Origin of the sequence: Ornithinimicrobium tianjinense (assembly GCF_014636495.1) — a bacterium.
Lineage (GTDB): Bacteria > Actinomycetota > Actinomycetes > Actinomycetales > Dermatophilaceae > Ornithinicoccus > Ornithinicoccus tianjinensis.
This window is the reverse complement of sequence record NZ_BMEM01000003.1, coordinates 241,627-255,283: the sequence shown is the minus strand read 5'-3', so window position 1 is coordinate 255,283 and position 13,657 is coordinate 241,627. Positions and strand designations below refer to the sequence as shown.

Sequence of the window (13,657 nt, the reverse complement as noted above, 5' to 3'; positions counted from 1 at the left end):
AGCATGAACCAGACCCCGACCCAGCCCGTCGCCCTCGTCGTGGGAGGTTCCCGCGGCCTGGGCCTGATCATCGTGAAGGACCTGGTCTCCCGGGGCTACCGGGTGGCGCTCTGCGGGCGCGACCTGGCCACCGCGGAGGAGGCGGCCCGGGAGGCGGGCGCCACGGCATACCGCTGCGACGTCCGGGAGCGCGAGCAGGTCTTCGACCTCGTCCGCGACGTGGAGCGGGACCTGGGTGCGGTCGATGTGCTCATCCACGTCGCCGGCATCATCCAGGTGGGCCCGGCGGAGACGATGACGCTGGAGCACTTCGACGCCGCCGTCGGCACCATGCTCATGGGCGCGGTCAACGCGGCCTGGGCGGTGCTGCCGGGGATGCGGGAGCGGGGGCACGGTCGCATCGGCGTGGTGACCTCGATCGGCGGCAAGGTCAGCCCGCCGCACCTGCTGCCCTACGCGACGGCGAAGTTCGGTGCCGTCGGCTTCACCGAGGGGCTGGCGGCCGAGCTCGCCGGCACGGGCGTCACCGCCACGACCCTGGTGCCGGGCCTGATGCGCACCGGCTCGCACGAGGGCGCGACGTTCACCGGCGACCACGCGGCGGAGTTCGCGTGGTTCGGGCCGGCGGCGTCGCTGCCGCTGCTGTCGATGGATGCCGAGCGCGCGGCACGCCGGATGGTCGACGGCGTCCTCGACGGCAAGCCGGTCGTGCAGCTCTCGGCGATGACCCACCTGGCGACGCGCTTCCACGGCCTCTCCCCGACCCTCACCGTGCACCTGATGAGCGTGATGAACCGCCTCCTTCCCTCCTCCCCCTCCGGTATGCCGTTCGCCGGCACCCCCGACTCGCCCGCCTCGGTCGCGGTGCCGGGCCGGGAGGCCAAGCGGGCGCTGTCGACGGGCGCGGCGGCCACCGTGCGGACGCTCACCACCCTGGGGCGCCGCGCGGCAGACAGGTTCAACCAGCGGGGGTGACCGGGTCGGCGGCGACCTGCTCGGACGCCGCGTAGGACGGATCGCGCAGCGCGGCCCACAGCGGGGCCACCCAGGTGCCCGCCGGCGGACGGCCGACCGGGTCGTGCCGGCGCGTGCAGTCGCCCTCGGTCCAGGTCAGCTCGAGCGTGCCGCGCTCGTGCCACGGGCGGCCGGGCGCCGACACGAGGAGCCGGTATGACGTGGGCGGGTGAGCCCCGGCCGCCCACCCCCGCGGGTCGGCCTCGACCGGGTCCGCCTCGACCGGGTCCAGCCGGAGCAGCAGCCGACCCCGGCGGGTGCTCAGCGGCAGGAGCGTGGTGAGCGGCCCGTGGGTGTCCCGCCTGCGCAGCACGAGGACATGCCGACCGACGACGCCCGTCCCGGTCGAGGCGAGCAGCACGTCACCACCGGTCGGGCCGTCGATCCGCAGCGCCAGACCCTCGATGTCCAGGCCGTCGCCGCGCCTTCCCGTGGCCCGTGACCAGCGAGCCACGCCGCGGTGCGGCCCGGGGCCGTCAAGCACGGGCACACCGCTCGGCGGACCCGTCCGGACGTCGAGGCGAGCGGCGCCGCATACCCCCACGGGGTGCAGCGCGCGCGTGCCGCGCAGCCGGGCGATGAGCCCGAAGACCGCGGCGAGCACCGCGCCGCCGGCGTGCCCGACCACGTCGGCCAGGCTCACGGCGTGAGCACGACCTTGAGGCAGCCGTCGGCCTTGTCGTTGAAGGTGCGGTAGAGCTCGGGGGCAGCCTCCAGCGGGGCGCGGTGGGTGGCCAGGCCCTCGAGGTCGAGCACGTCGTCGGCCGCGCTGACGATCTCGAGGAGCTCGTCGGTCCAGCGGCGCACGTGGCACTGGCCCATCCGCAGCTGGACGCCCTTGTCGAAGAGGTCCATCATCGGCATCGGGTCCGCCATGCCGCCGTAGACGCCGCTGATCGACACCGTCCCGCCGCGGCGCACCGCGTCGATGGCCAGCCGCAGGGCCGCGAGCCGGTCGACGCCGGCCGTCTCGATCGCCTTCTGCGCCACCGGCTTGGGCAGCCGCTTGGCGGCCGCGACCGCCGCGCCGAGGACAGGGCTGCCGTGCGCCTCCATGCCGACGGCGTCGAGCACGCTGTCGGGGCCGCGGCCGTCGGTCATGTCGCGCAGCACCTGCGCGGGGTCGTCCACCTCGTCGAGGTTGACCACCTGGGCACCGTGCAGCTGGGCCGTCGCCAGGCGCTCGGGCACGAGGTCGACCCCGATGACCTGCTCGATGCCGCGGTGCCGGGCGGCGCGGACGGCCAGCTGGCCCACCGGGCCCAGCCCGAGCACGGCGAGGGTCCCGCCCGGGGGCACGTCGGCATACTCGATCCCCTGCCACGCCGTGGGGAGGATGTCGGAGAGGTAGAGCACCCGCTCGTCGGACAGGCCGGGGTCGACCTTGACCGGGCCGAAGTCCGCGTGCGGCACCCGCACGAGCTCGGCCTGGCCGCCGGGGACCGCGCCGTAGAGGCTGGTGTAGCCGAACAGGCTCGCGCCCTTGCCCTGGTCGCGGTTCTGAGTGGTCTCGCACTGGGCGAAGAGGCCGCGGCTGCACATCCAGCACGACCCGCAGCTGATGTTGAAGGGGACGACGACGCGGTCGCCGACCTGCAGGTGCTCGACCGCGCTGCCGACCTCCTCGACGACGCCCATGAACTCGTGGCCGAGGATGTCGCCCGGCGTGAGGTAGGCCGCCAGGACGTTGTAGAGGTGGAGGTCGGAGCCGCAGATCGCGGTGGACGTCACGCGGATGATCGCGTCGGTCGGGTCCTGGATGACGGGGTCCGGGACCTCCTTGACCTCGACCTGCTGCAGGCCTTGCCAGGTGAGTGCTCGCATGTCTCGACCGTAGGGAGGGCGCGCGGGTGGTGCAGCCTGAAGTGGCTCCAGGACGGGAGCGCAGCACGACGGTCATGCACGCCCAGCGCTGTCACATCTCGCCGCCGGGCTGGCTCTCCCACCCGCACCCGGTCTCGCGGCCCCTGTCACATCTCGCCGCCGGCCGGTGTCCCATGGTCATCACCCCCACACAGGAGGCTCACCGATGACCAGCACGCTCAGGATCCCCGCCGCCGAGCTCACCGGCCCGACCGGCGCCCTGCTCAGGACGATGGCGCAGCGGATGTTCGGCCGCATCCCGGACAACCTCTCCGTCCTCTTCCACCACCGCCCCGTCCTCTGGGCGATCTTCGGCTACGAGCTCAAGGTCGCGCGGTGGAAGGAGCTCGACCCGCACCTGAAGAAGTACGCCGAGATGGCCGCCGCCGGCGCGATCGGCTGCTCGTGGTGCCTCGACTACGGCTACTACGTCGCCCACACCGACGGGCTGGACCTGGCCAAGGTCAGGGAGGTCCCGCGCTGGCGGGAGTCGTCGGTGTTCACGCCGCTCGAGCGCGACGTCATGGAGTATGCCGAGGCCGTCACCGCGACCCCGCCGACCGTCACCGACGAGATGGTCACCCGGCTGGACGAGGCGCTCGGTCACGCCGCGCTCGTCGAGCTGACGGCGATGATCGCCGTCGAGAACCACCGCTCCAGGCTTAACGCCGCGATGGGCCTGACCAGCCAGGGCTTCAGCGCCGTGTGCGAGCTGCCGCTCGCGCAGGCCTCGTCGAACGCCCCTGCGCGAGACTGAGGTCGTGTCGCACACGCAGGAGTTCGTCACCCACCGCAGCCTGCTCTTCACCGTCGCCTACGAGATGCTCGGCTCGGCCGCCGACGCCGAGGACGTGGTGCAGGAGGTGTGGCTGCGGTGGGCCGCGGTGGACCTGGACGAGGTGCGCGAGCCACGGGCCTACCTGGTCCGGATCACCACCCGGCTCGCGCTCAACCGGCTGCGGACCCTGGCGCGCCGTCGGGAGGACTACGTCGGGCCGTGGCTGCCCGAGCCGCTGCTCACCTCGCCCGACGTGGCCGAGGACGTCGCGCTGGCCGACAGCGTCTCGACCGCGATGCTGCTCGTCCTGGAGACGCTGGGCGAGACCGAACGGGCGGTCTTCGTGCTGCGGGAGGTGTTCGACCTGCCCTACGCCGAGATCGCCGAGGCGGTCGGCAGGACGCCGGAGGCCGTGCGCCAGGTCGCGAGCCGGGCGCGCGCCCACGTCGACGAGCGCAGGCCGAGGTCTAGCGTGACCCGGGCCCAGCAGCAGGCGGTGGTCGAGCGGTTCCGCACCGCGACGGCCAGCGGCGACCTCCAGCAGCTCATGGACGTGCTCGCCCCCGACGTCGTCCTGCTCACCGACGGCGGTGGCAAGGTGCAGGCGGCGCTCAAGCCGATCCTGGGGCGCGACAAGGTGCTGCGCTTCCTCTCGGCCCGCGCGGGCGCGCTCTCGGTCGAGCTGCTGCCGGTCTGGCTCAACGGCCAGCCCGCGATGCAGTTCGTCATCGACGGCGAGCGCGACGGCGTCGGGACCGCGCTCATCGAGGACGGTCTGGTCACCGCGCTCTACCTCGTCCGCAACCCCGACAAGCTGGCCCGCCTCGGCGAGGAGGTCGCGCTGGCGCGCTGACCCCGCCGCGGCCGGGGCCGCTACCCTCGGGACGGAGAGGGGGTGGGTGCCGTGCGTGGTCCGTGGCCGAGCCTGCTGGCGGGTATGGCGCTTGCCGCCCTGGTCGGGTGGGTGTCGGTCTGCGTCGATGTGGTCGCGCACCCGGAGCTCGACGAGACCGAGGTGGTGGACGCGGCATACCTCATCGGTCCGGCGGAGACGCGCATCGAGGAGACGCTCGCCCTGGTGGACACGGGTGTCGCGCCGCTGCTGATGGCGACGACGTCGGTCAACGCGGAGACCGATGAGAGCTACGCGACCGGGCACTGCGGGCTGCAGGCTGGGGGCTACCGCGTCGAGTGCGTGGTGCCCGAGCCCTACTCCACCCGTGGCGAGGCGCGGCTGCTCGGGCGCGAGGCGGAGGAGCAGCAGTGGGAGCGGGTGGCCGTCGTGACGAGCAGGCCGCACGCCGCGCGCACCCGGCTGCTGATGGAGCGCTGCGCGGACGCCGAGGTGCTGGTGTGGGCCGTCGGTCGCGAGCCCGGGTCGTGGCGGGGCTGGGCGCTGTCGTCGGTCTACGAGTCGGCGGCGTGGGTCAAGACCCAGGTGGTGAGGGACTGCTGAGCGGCGCCCGCCCGACGACCATCCCCGCCAGCATGGCCGGGTCGAACCTGGCCGCTGTCGCCGCGTCGGCCTGCGCGCCGAGGGCGTCGAGCACGGCGGTGAAGAAGAGGCGGGCGGAGGCGGCATACGCCACGTCGGCGATGTCGCCGTCGCTCAGCCCCTGCGCGCGCAGCTCCTCGACATCCTCCTCAGTGACCGCGGACGGGTCGACCGCGATCTTCGTGGCGTAGCGGAAGATCGCGGCGTCCCGTGGCGCCAGCGAGTGCCCGGTGGGGTTGGCGTGGATCAGCCGCAGGCTCTCCTCGTCGCCGCACACGTCCCGCAGGAAGGACGAGTGCGCGACCGTGCAGTAGGTGGACCGGCGGGCCCGCGCCACCGCGATCGACGCGAGCTCGTAGTCGCGGCGGTCCATGCCCTCGCGGATCGTCAGGTTGAGACGGCGCCAGGCACGGGCCACCTCAGGGCGGGCGGTGAAGCACCCCGCGTAGTCGGGCACGAACCCCCAGGCGCCCTCCTCCTCCTCGAGGTAGGCCGCGACGTCACCCTCGGCCGTGGACTTCCGGGCGTGCTCGATGAACATGCCACCGAGTTTCCTCCTAGGCGCGGCCGCTGACCAGCACGCGATGATGGGCTGGCCGAGTGCTCGCAGCGGGTCGCGGCCCTTCAGGCGGGTATGCCGTCCGTCAAGCGGGTGCCGCTGACCAGGGCCGCAGTTCGCAGGTCAGCGGGCGGCGGTGGAGGAGGTCATCAGGGGCCGGGAGCGGCTGGACCGTCGAGAAGGCGCTCGACCTCCTGCCGGATCCGTGCCGCGAAACGACCCTCCCCGAACTCCTGGGCGTGAGCCTTGAGGACCTCCTGGTGCCACGCATGTGCCGAGGCCGCATCGAGCGCACGGGAGACCGCTGCCGGCTGCACCTCCTCGAAGAAGAGGCCGCTGCGGCCCTCCACGACCGTGTCGAGGTAGCCGCCCGCCCGGAGGGCCACGACGGGGAGTCCCCAAGAGTTGGCCTCGAGCGGGGTGAGGCCGAAGTCCTCGTGACTCGGCGCGATCAGACCGGCCGCGTGGGCGTAGATCCACCGCAGCTCGGCGTCGCTCACTCCCGAGACGATCCGAGCGTTCGGCGGCAGCATCTGCACCAACCGCTCCCGCTCGGGGCCCGCGCCGACGATGACGAGCCGGTCGTCCGGCCGGTCACGGAAGGCGTCCAGGACGACATCCACGTTCTTGTACGGCATGAGTCGCGAGACCACGAGCCAGAACCTTCGGTCCTGCCAGTCCGTCAGCTCTCGGTGAGCCGACTGCTCGCCGCCGGTCCCGAGCCCGGGCGGCGGCGGGACCACGTCTGCCTCGATTCCGTATGCCGCGGCGATCCGCTCGCGCACCACGTTGGAGTTGGCCAGGTACCGGTCAGCACGGTGGGCGGCCCTGCGGTCCCAGCGACGCAGCGCGGGCCCGAGCGCCGTGACCGCGAACCGCTTGGGCGACAGACGGCCGGCGTCGCCGAGGTACTGGTCGGTCTGGTAGAGCCAGCGCGCCGGGTTGTGGCAGTAGACGAGTGTGCGCCCGGTGCTGCGAAAGCCGTGCGCCCATCCGCTGCTCGAGGCGATGACGACGTCGGCGTCGATCCTCACGGCGTTCGATGCGGGAGCCAGCAGTGGGAGCGCCGCTCGGTGGTCGCGCCGCAGAAAGGCGAGGCGGTTGAGCGGGCTCGTGACGACCTGCCGGTCACCGAACTCCGGGAACGTCGTCGCCGGGTCGTACAGCGTCGTGTAGATCGGCGCCTCCGGGAAGGCGCGGCTGAGCGCCAGCACGACCCGCTCCGCGCCGCCCTGCTGCGTGAGGTAGTCGTGCGCGATCGCGATCGTTGATGCTGCCCCTGCCATGGCCTGCCTTCTGCGTCGTCCGCCCGAACGACAACCTATCGCAGGCGTGGTCGGGTGTAGGGCGGCTCCGTGTGACGCCACTAATGTGGAGCTCATGCGCTCCCTCGTCATCAATCTTTCGGGTGCTACGGAAAGGTTGGCCGCCTTCCGCGCTCGCGAGGCGACGACTGGTCTGCACTCGAGCGTCTTCCCTGCCGTCGACGGTCGCAGAATCGATCAGGTGCCGCCCGAGGCCAGAGGCCTCACGAAGGGCGAGGTTGGATGCTTCCTGTCGCACCGTGCAGTCATGCGCGAGGCCGCCGAGGTCGGCACGGACTGGGTCGTCATCCTCGAGGATGACGTTCTGTTCTGGGACGGCTTCGCAGGCGCCCTGACTCGAGCCATGACGGACGCCGACCAGCGGGGCATGCGACTCGTCCAGCTTGGCTGGGTGCCGCTGACCGCTAGGCCCCATCGCGCGAAACTGGCGCTCGAGCGGACGGTGGCGTCCCACTTGGTGCGCCGAGCGGCCAGGTCCGTTCGACCACGGCTGCAGGTCCCGGCACCACAGGTGGTAGACGCGGCTTGGGGCTGGGGCGCCCACTGTCTGATGGTGCGTGGCGACTTCGCCGGCCAGGTGTCGACATTCTTGGAAGGGTCGATGCTTCAGCCGCTGGATCACTACATGCGTCTCCTGCGCACCCTCTTCCCTGGCGAGGTCGGTCGCTCCCGCTTCTCCTTGGCAGGTCAAGTGCCGTCCTCGGAGTCGTCCGTAGACCCCGGCCGTCGCGGAATGCGCCCCTTTCAGACGGATTCGCGCGGCCGGATTGTCTGGGCCGAGAGAGCCCCCCGCCAGACGAAGATCTAGCCACGATTCTCACATCAGCGACGTCCAGACCTCTGCGTGACGACGCGCGCTTCTGTCCCAGGTGAATTCCGCCGCGCGTCGCCTGCCTCTTTGGGCAGCCGCAGCAACGTCTCCACCTCCCGCCACGACATGCTCCAAGCCTTCAGCGAGCCCCGAACCCGTCGGCTCGACAAGAGTGCCCCCGTCACCGACGACTTCGGGAAGGGAGCTCCGGTTGCTGGACAGCAGCGGGACGCCGGCCGCCATGGCCTCCAGTGCTGGTAACCCGAACCCCTCATATAGAGAGGGCACCACGACGGTTGAGGCTGACGCGACGAGCCCGGGCATCAGACGGTCCGGGAGGCGACCAAGGTGGATCACCCGTGGCACTGTCGCGAAGATCCGGTCACGCTCAGGGCTCCGGGGGCCCGCCAGGGCAAGGTCATGGGTGGGGATCCGGTCCAGGACGAGCCGCCACGCCTCTGCCAGGGCCGGCAGGTTCTTACGCGCCGCTGATCCGCCGGCGTAGAGGACGAATGGTCGCTGCAACCCGAGATGGGAGAGCGTCGCCGCGTCTAATGGCGCTGCTGCGAAGTACTCATCGCCTACGCCGTTGGGAATCACTATCGGGGCACGCAGACCGAGAAGTCGCTCGGCCTCATCAGCGGTGAACCGTGAGACACAGATGACCGCGTCCGCGCTCCGCAGTTCAGCCGAGGCTGCGGCTACCGGGGCAGACTCGTCGTCGAACTTCCACGAGACCACGTCGTGGAGCGTCACGACGTCGGGACCAGACGGCGGCGGGAGAACGAGGTCCATGCGGTGAACAACAGCTTGGCGGGGCCAGAGGAGCCTCCCAAGGAGGCGTCGCTCACGGGGTGAGCCGGATGTAAGCCGACCCATAGGCAGCCTTCGGTCGCCGGCCAGCTGCGACCGCAGGGATCTCGAGACGACCGAGCGGACGTGCCAGTCCTCGAAGCCGAGCTCCCTCAGCGCCTGCTCCGCGCGACTCGTGATCGCCCCTGCGTAGGCCTGGGCACCCATCGGTGTCGTCGTGGCCGTCGTCCCTATGGCCAGCTCAGGCACGTCAATCCTCCAGGGGGGGGCGATCATCGGTCGATGAGGCTAGCCTAGGTAGTCGTGACGGGTGGAGTGGAAGCTGGGTCCATGGCCGCGCCCTCTCGGATCGCCCTGATCTCCAGCTCGTACTACCCACACTTTGGCGGCGTCGAGGAGCACGTACGTCACGTGGCGCGAGGGTTGCTCGAGAGGGGGCACCCGGTGGAGGTGTGGACCGTCGACCGCGGCGATGGACTCACGGACGAACTCATCGAGGGGTGTCGTGTCAGATACCTGCCCACCCCGTTGCCCGCCCGTTCAGCACGGTCCCTCGGCCGCTACCTATTAGCCAGCCCACAGGCCATTTTGGCATGGCTGCGGGCATACCGGCAGTTTCGTCCCGATCTGCTGCATGTCCAGTGCTTCGGTCCCAATGGGGTGTACGGCCAAGCCCTAGGCCTCGTGATGCGGACCCCCATGATCGTCACCAGTCACGGAGAAACGTTCGCGGATGAGCACGGCGTATTCGACCGCTCTCAGTTGCTGCGTGCTGCACTGCGAAGCGCGGCGAGAAGGGCGACGCTGACCGCTTGTTCGAGCATCGTCGCCAAGGATCTTCAAACGCGCTTTGGCGCAAAGATTGTTCACATCATCCCCAACGGGGTGGATCCGCACGGGGAAGACGACGGGAAGGCGGTGACTCCCGTGCGGACGGGAGGCACGCACGTCATCATGGGCGCAGGCCGTCTCGTACACCAGAAGGGATTCGATCTACTCCTCAAAGCCGCCGCCCAAGCTCACCACACTCCAGAAATTTGGCTTGTTGGGGATGGAGCAGAGCGGGAAAAGCTCGAAACCCTCGCTCGTGACCTTGGTGTCGATCATCAGGTCCGCTTCATGGGGCGACGTACGGCGGCTGAGGTACAGACCCTCATGGCTGGGGCCGACGCGGTGGTGGTGCCCAGCCGTGAGGAAGCATTCGGGATCGTGGTCCTGGAGGCGTGGGCAAACGGCACGCCGGTCCTCGCCACACATCGCGGCGGTCCAGGCGATCTCATCACCCATGGAGTTGACGGGATCCTCGTCGATCCACACGACACGGTCCCTTTCGCTGACGCGATTGATCAGCTGCTCGATGCTCCAGAGAAGGCTCAGCAACTGTCGGACGCGGGACGCGAAACAGTCAAGTCCTATACGTGGTCGCGAGTCACGAATGACTACTCTCAACTCTACGCAAGGCTGCGCCGGAAGGGCTGAGGGCGCAGCATCTCCGCGCCCTGCACCCGTGATCTAGGCGCCCCTACCCCGGAGCAGCCCCAGGACCATCCCTCCGGTCTTCATGAGCGGTGACGGGAGTGCCGAGCTGATGGCCCGAACGTCGGCGGATGTCAAACCCGTCCCGGTGACCCTCGTAGCTCCCACGAAGAGCAGGAATCCCACGGCCGCGGTCAGTACCGCGACAGGCACCGGGGACAAGTCGACGTTCCTGCTGGCGAGCCACAGCAAGAACGTGATCAGGGAAGCGGACCCGATCGGAGCCGCGCTGCGTCCCAGCTCGGAAAGCCGCACCCCCCAGGCCGCAGCCTCACCCAGCGAAATCTGCACGGCCCTGACCAACATTCCCAAGACACACGCAACCACCGCTCCCCATGCACCGAAGAGGGGAATAAGGGCAAAAGCCGCCACCAGGTTGCACGCGAGGCTGATGACGTTGACCATCAAGATCCTGCGGCCACCGAGGCGCGCCATCAAGAAGGCCATGTGCGGGGACCCGACAAGAAGCACCGCGCTGCCGACACCCATCACGATCAGCATGTCAGACGCGCCCGCAAAGCCCTCGCCGTAGATCACCGGCACCAGCGCCGCCAGAGCCGGCAGCGCCGAGGCGAGGAGCAGCCCAGCCAGAACACAGCCGGCCCGCGTCGTCCTCAGAAAGGCACGCCCTACTGATGCTGGGTCCACCTCCGACAACCCTGAGATCGCTGGGACAAGGGGGCCGATGAAGGCTTGGGCAGGTGCGTAGACGTGTGCGGCCAGACCAAACGCCAGGCCAAAGAGACCCATCGCCCGCTCGTCACTGAACCAATCGAGAATCACGACCTCAGTGCGGTTGGTCACCAAGGCTCCCAGAACTGCCGCGGCTCCCGTCGGCACAGCGAACTTCCAGAATGCGCGAGGAAGCCTCCACGGAGGCGCGGGCGTCAGGACAGCTGACCGGTACTCCCTCGCGATGCTCAGCAGTGGGAGCGCCAGGGTCAGCCCCCCTGCGACGACACGGGCGCTCCACACCGAATCGGCGGTCCCGAGAGTCAGCACGGCAAGGACGATGGCCCCTTGCACCAGGATGTTTCCGATCATGGTGATCTGCGCAGACCGGTCCGTGCGGTTCTCGATCGTCAGCGCCGGTGCGGCACCACCAAGCAGCGCTGGGGCGCCCACGCCGAAGAAGAGAGCGAGGACCAACAGCCACCAGTCCACGTGCACGACCGCCAGGACAACCAACGCGGTCACAGGACCAGAAACGCCGATTCGGAAGCCTTGCGACGCAGACAGCAGGCGACGAACTTCCTGTGTTCGGCCCGCCGCATGCGCCTTGGCACCGAACTGGATTAAGGCAGTGGTCACGCCCATTCCAGCGACCACCCCCACGATCCCGATGACGGTGGTCAAGAACGTCAGGCGCCCATAACCCTCGACGTCGAGCACACGTGCGACGACGATGTTGACCGCGAAGGCCAGCGGTAGCGAGACGAGAGTGTGAACCACGGTCCAGAGTGCCCCTCGCACTGCACGCCTTTGCAGATCTCCTCGACCCAGGGGCACGGGGTCCACTCCGCTCATTGACGACGCCACCAGTCACCATTGCGTGCAGCGTCATTCGCCCCCGCGTCGCCCCGACCGAGCGGTGACTTCGCCACGAGCCATGCCAACGGTCGCCGGACTCGCCACCTCAGCGCCGGCGGCAGCCACACAGACCACCGAATCGGCCACGACACCATGAATGATGAGCCTGCTGCGTAGATGCGCCTCGCCTGATCGCGGTCTCCCCGACGCAGCGCCGCCCACACCCATTGGTGAAGCTCCGACGCATACTCGGCCTCATAGTCGCGTAAGTGGAAGCCCATCGGCCTGCCGACGTTCCTCCAAGCCTCGCCCCAGGCCAGCACGCGGCTCTCCCACTTGGGGATGGTGACGTCGCTGGTGATCTGTTCGCCATGCACGCGATAGAAAAACCATCGCCCCGGGACCAGATGCCACTCGACGATGCTCGCTATGTAGACGAACAGTAGCCAGTCCTGGGCACTGCGCAACGCATCGGGGACATCCGGGACCTGATCCAGAACGTCCCGGCGAACCATGGTCGAAGAGGTCACGCCCGAGTTACGCTTCAACATCTCCTGGAGACTACGCCCCTGAATATCCAGGTACCCGAAGTCGTTCAGCGGGGTCGAGGTCGCGGCGAGCCTTTCCAGATTGCGCCTGTCTCCTGCCTCGAAGAGTTCCGTCCGGAAGCCGTTCAGTTGAATCGCATCTTGATTCGGGGAAAACTGCCAGTAGGCGGACCGCACCGCGCCACACTCTGGATTTTTCTCGATGTATGATGCGAACTGACGTTGCTTGTCGTGGTGCCATATGTCGTCGTCATCCAGCAGGCACACCCACGTGGATGTAGCCGCGCGAAGGCCGGTTGAACGTGCGCGTGCCGGCCCCAGTGAACGATCGTGTGCGATGATCAACGTGCCCGGATATGAAGCCCGCACCGCTTCTCCTGAACCGTCCACATCTCCATCGAGCACGACAATGACTTCCCGTGCTGGAAGGGTCTGTGCGTACACGCTTTCGAGCGCTGCGAGCAGGAGACTCCTTCGCCCGCGACTAGGGACAACGACCGAGTAGTCGAGATGACCTCCGATGGGTCCTTCTGGGTCCGTCACGCTAGTAGCTCCTCACCGGCGACATGGATCTGAAGTCAGTCAGCGCCGAAACGGCCTTGAGCAGCCCAGACTGCAGGCTCGACACCACTTCGGCCGCAGGCGAGGAGGCGCCAGCACGCACTTGTCCCAGCACATCCTCAGCCGCGCCGGCCTTGGCTCTGCGCACAGTCCTCAAGTTGAGGGAACTTTCGTAGTCATCAAACTTGAAGCTGCCGCCGCGGAGGGGGATCTCGTCCACGGTCAGCCACATGGCTGGAATTCCGTACGAGTCAGCGGTGATCAGGCCGTGAAGGGAGGTTGTCAGGACCGTGGAGCATGCGGAAATCTGGCGGAAGACTCGTGAGGGACGTTGCGCCGGGTCAATGACGACACTGCCGGGCACGCGGCGCTGAATCTCTCCCCATATTGGGAGCGAACGATGAGCGTGGTGCGGAACGATGCCCAGCGACCTTGACGGACGACCTGCAACGACGACGGTTGACGCTAGAAGTCCCGGGTCGCCCAGAGCCGTGACGGAGGGCGCCCCAACAAGATCGCGTGTCAGGGCACCGCGGACGGCGAGCCACGTCGCATGCGGTAGTGCTATTGCCTCACCATAGAGCAGCCCAGAACCCCAGACGGACCCAGAATATCCTGTCGGCGCCATCTCAAGAATGCTCCCCACGCCCAAAAATTGGGCGTCTTTGAGCGGCGCCAGGCGTGGAACGTACCCTGCACGCGCGAGCAGCATCGGCGTCAGAGCATCACCGAAGTTGAGGAACTGATCAAACCAATAGGCATTGACCACGCGCGCGCGGGGATAGTTCGCAGGCGTAAGAACCGCGCTAGAGTACCGGTGAAAA

Annotated in this window: 14 protein-coding genes; 6 read left to right on the top strand and 8 right to left on the bottom strand. The window is 68.9% G+C overall.

Annotated elements, in window-relative coordinates:
* Window positions 1-3 precede the first annotated feature (3 nt).
* Window positions 4-975 (top strand): SDR family NAD(P)-dependent oxidoreductase, encoded by a 972-nt coding sequence (locus IEV65_RS10965; RefSeq protein WP_188430727.1) that lies wholly within the window; start codon window positions 4-6, stop codon window positions 973-975.
* On the opposite strand, the gene IEV65_RS10960 is transcribed toward IEV65_RS10965, so the two are convergent.
* Window positions 959-1,657, bottom strand: coding sequence for a hypothetical protein (locus IEV65_RS10960; protein ID WP_188430725.1), 699 nt, complete (start codon window positions 1,655-1,657; stop codon window positions 959-961). The two genes, IEV65_RS10965 and IEV65_RS10960, sit on opposite strands and share 17 nt — an antisense overlap.
* Entirely contained in the window at window positions 1,654-2,838 is a 1,185-nt protein-coding gene (locus IEV65_RS10955; protein ID WP_188430723.1) for a zinc-dependent alcohol dehydrogenase, read from the bottom strand. Before IEV65_RS10955 ends, IEV65_RS10960 begins: the two co-directional genes overlap by 4 nt.
* Before the next feature lie 205 nt (window positions 2,839-3,043).
* On the opposite strand from IEV65_RS10955, the gene IEV65_RS10950 reads away from it, so the two are divergent.
* Genes IEV65_RS10950 through IEV65_RS10940 form a run of 3 tightly spaced genes read left to right on the top strand, consistent with a single transcriptional unit; the run spans window position 3,044 to window position 5,111 of the window.
* On the top strand, window positions 3,044-3,634 hold the full coding sequence (locus tag IEV65_RS10950) for a carboxymuconolactone decarboxylase family protein (RefSeq protein WP_188430721.1): 591 nt from the start codon (window positions 3,044-3,046) through the stop codon (window positions 3,632-3,634).
* Between the two features lie 4 nt (window positions 3,635-3,638).
* On the top strand, window positions 3,639-4,508 hold the full coding sequence (locus IEV65_RS10945; protein WP_268235342.1) for an RNA polymerase sigma-70 factor: 870 nt from the start codon (window positions 3,639-3,641) through the stop codon (window positions 4,506-4,508).
* Window positions 4,509-4,559: 51 nt separating this feature from the next.
* Window positions 4,560-5,111: a hypothetical protein gene (locus IEV65_RS10940; protein ID WP_188430719.1), complete on the top strand. Its 552-nt coding sequence runs from the start codon at window positions 4,560-4,562 to the stop codon at window positions 5,109-5,111.
* Here the strand turns inward: IEV65_RS10940 and IEV65_RS10935 are convergent.
* Together IEV65_RS10935 and IEV65_RS10930 are read right to left on the bottom strand one after the other, a co-directional pair.
* Window positions 5,083-5,691 carry a carboxymuconolactone decarboxylase family protein gene (locus tag IEV65_RS10935; RefSeq protein ID WP_188430717.1) on the bottom strand — a complete coding sequence of 203 codons (609 nt, stop codon included), beginning with the start codon at window positions 5,689-5,691 and terminating at the stop codon, window positions 5,083-5,085. The two genes, IEV65_RS10940 and IEV65_RS10935, sit on opposite strands and share 29 nt — an antisense overlap.
* 167 nt (window positions 5,692-5,858) lie before the next feature.
* Window positions 5,859-6,995: a glycosyltransferase gene (locus IEV65_RS10930; protein WP_188430715.1), complete on the bottom strand. Its 1,137-nt coding sequence runs from the start codon at window positions 6,993-6,995 to the stop codon at window positions 5,859-5,861.
* A 94-nt stretch (window positions 6,996-7,089) separates the two neighbouring features.
* On the opposite strand from IEV65_RS10930, the gene IEV65_RS10925 reads away from it, so the two are divergent.
* Window positions 7,090-7,842 carry a glycosyltransferase family 25 protein gene (locus tag IEV65_RS10925; RefSeq protein ID WP_188430713.1) on the top strand — a complete coding sequence of 251 codons (753 nt, stop codon included), beginning with the start codon at window positions 7,090-7,092 and terminating at the stop codon, window positions 7,840-7,842.
* Between the two features lie 9 nt (window positions 7,843-7,851).
* Here IEV65_RS10925 and IEV65_RS10920 read toward each other — a convergent pair whose 3' ends face one another.
* Entirely contained in the window at window positions 7,852-8,934 is a 1,083-nt protein-coding gene (locus tag IEV65_RS10920; protein ID WP_229735184.1) for a glycosyltransferase family 4 protein, read from the bottom strand.
* Window positions 8,935-8,988: 54 nt separating this feature from the next.
* Between IEV65_RS10920 and IEV65_RS10915 the strand changes: the two genes are divergently transcribed.
* Window positions 8,989-10,137: a glycosyltransferase family 4 protein gene (locus IEV65_RS10915; RefSeq protein WP_188430710.1), complete on the top strand. Its 1,149-nt coding sequence runs from the start codon at window positions 8,989-8,991 to the stop codon at window positions 10,135-10,137.
* A gap of 33 nt (window positions 10,138-10,170) precedes the next feature.
* Here the strand turns inward: IEV65_RS10915 and IEV65_RS10910 are convergent, their stop codons facing one another.
* Genes IEV65_RS10910 through IEV65_RS10900 form a run of 3 tightly spaced genes read right to left on the bottom strand, consistent with a single transcriptional unit; the run spans window position 10,171 to window position 13,602 of the window.
* A complete protein-coding gene (locus tag IEV65_RS10910) occupies window positions 10,171-11,721 on the bottom strand; it encodes an oligosaccharide flippase family protein (protein ID WP_268235341.1) in 1,551 nt (516 codons plus the stop codon).
* Window positions 11,718-12,815, bottom strand: coding sequence for a glycosyltransferase family 2 protein (locus IEV65_RS10905; protein ID WP_188430706.1), 1,098 nt, complete (start codon window positions 12,813-12,815; stop codon window positions 11,718-11,720). The genes IEV65_RS10910 and IEV65_RS10905 overlap by 4 nt, the downstream gene beginning before the upstream one ends.
* A gap of 1 nt (window position 12,816) precedes the next feature.
* A complete protein-coding gene (locus IEV65_RS10900) occupies window positions 12,817-13,602 on the bottom strand; it encodes a polysaccharide pyruvyl transferase family protein (RefSeq protein WP_188430704.1) in 786 nt (261 codons plus the stop codon).
* Window positions 13,603-13,657 lie beyond the last annotated feature (55 nt).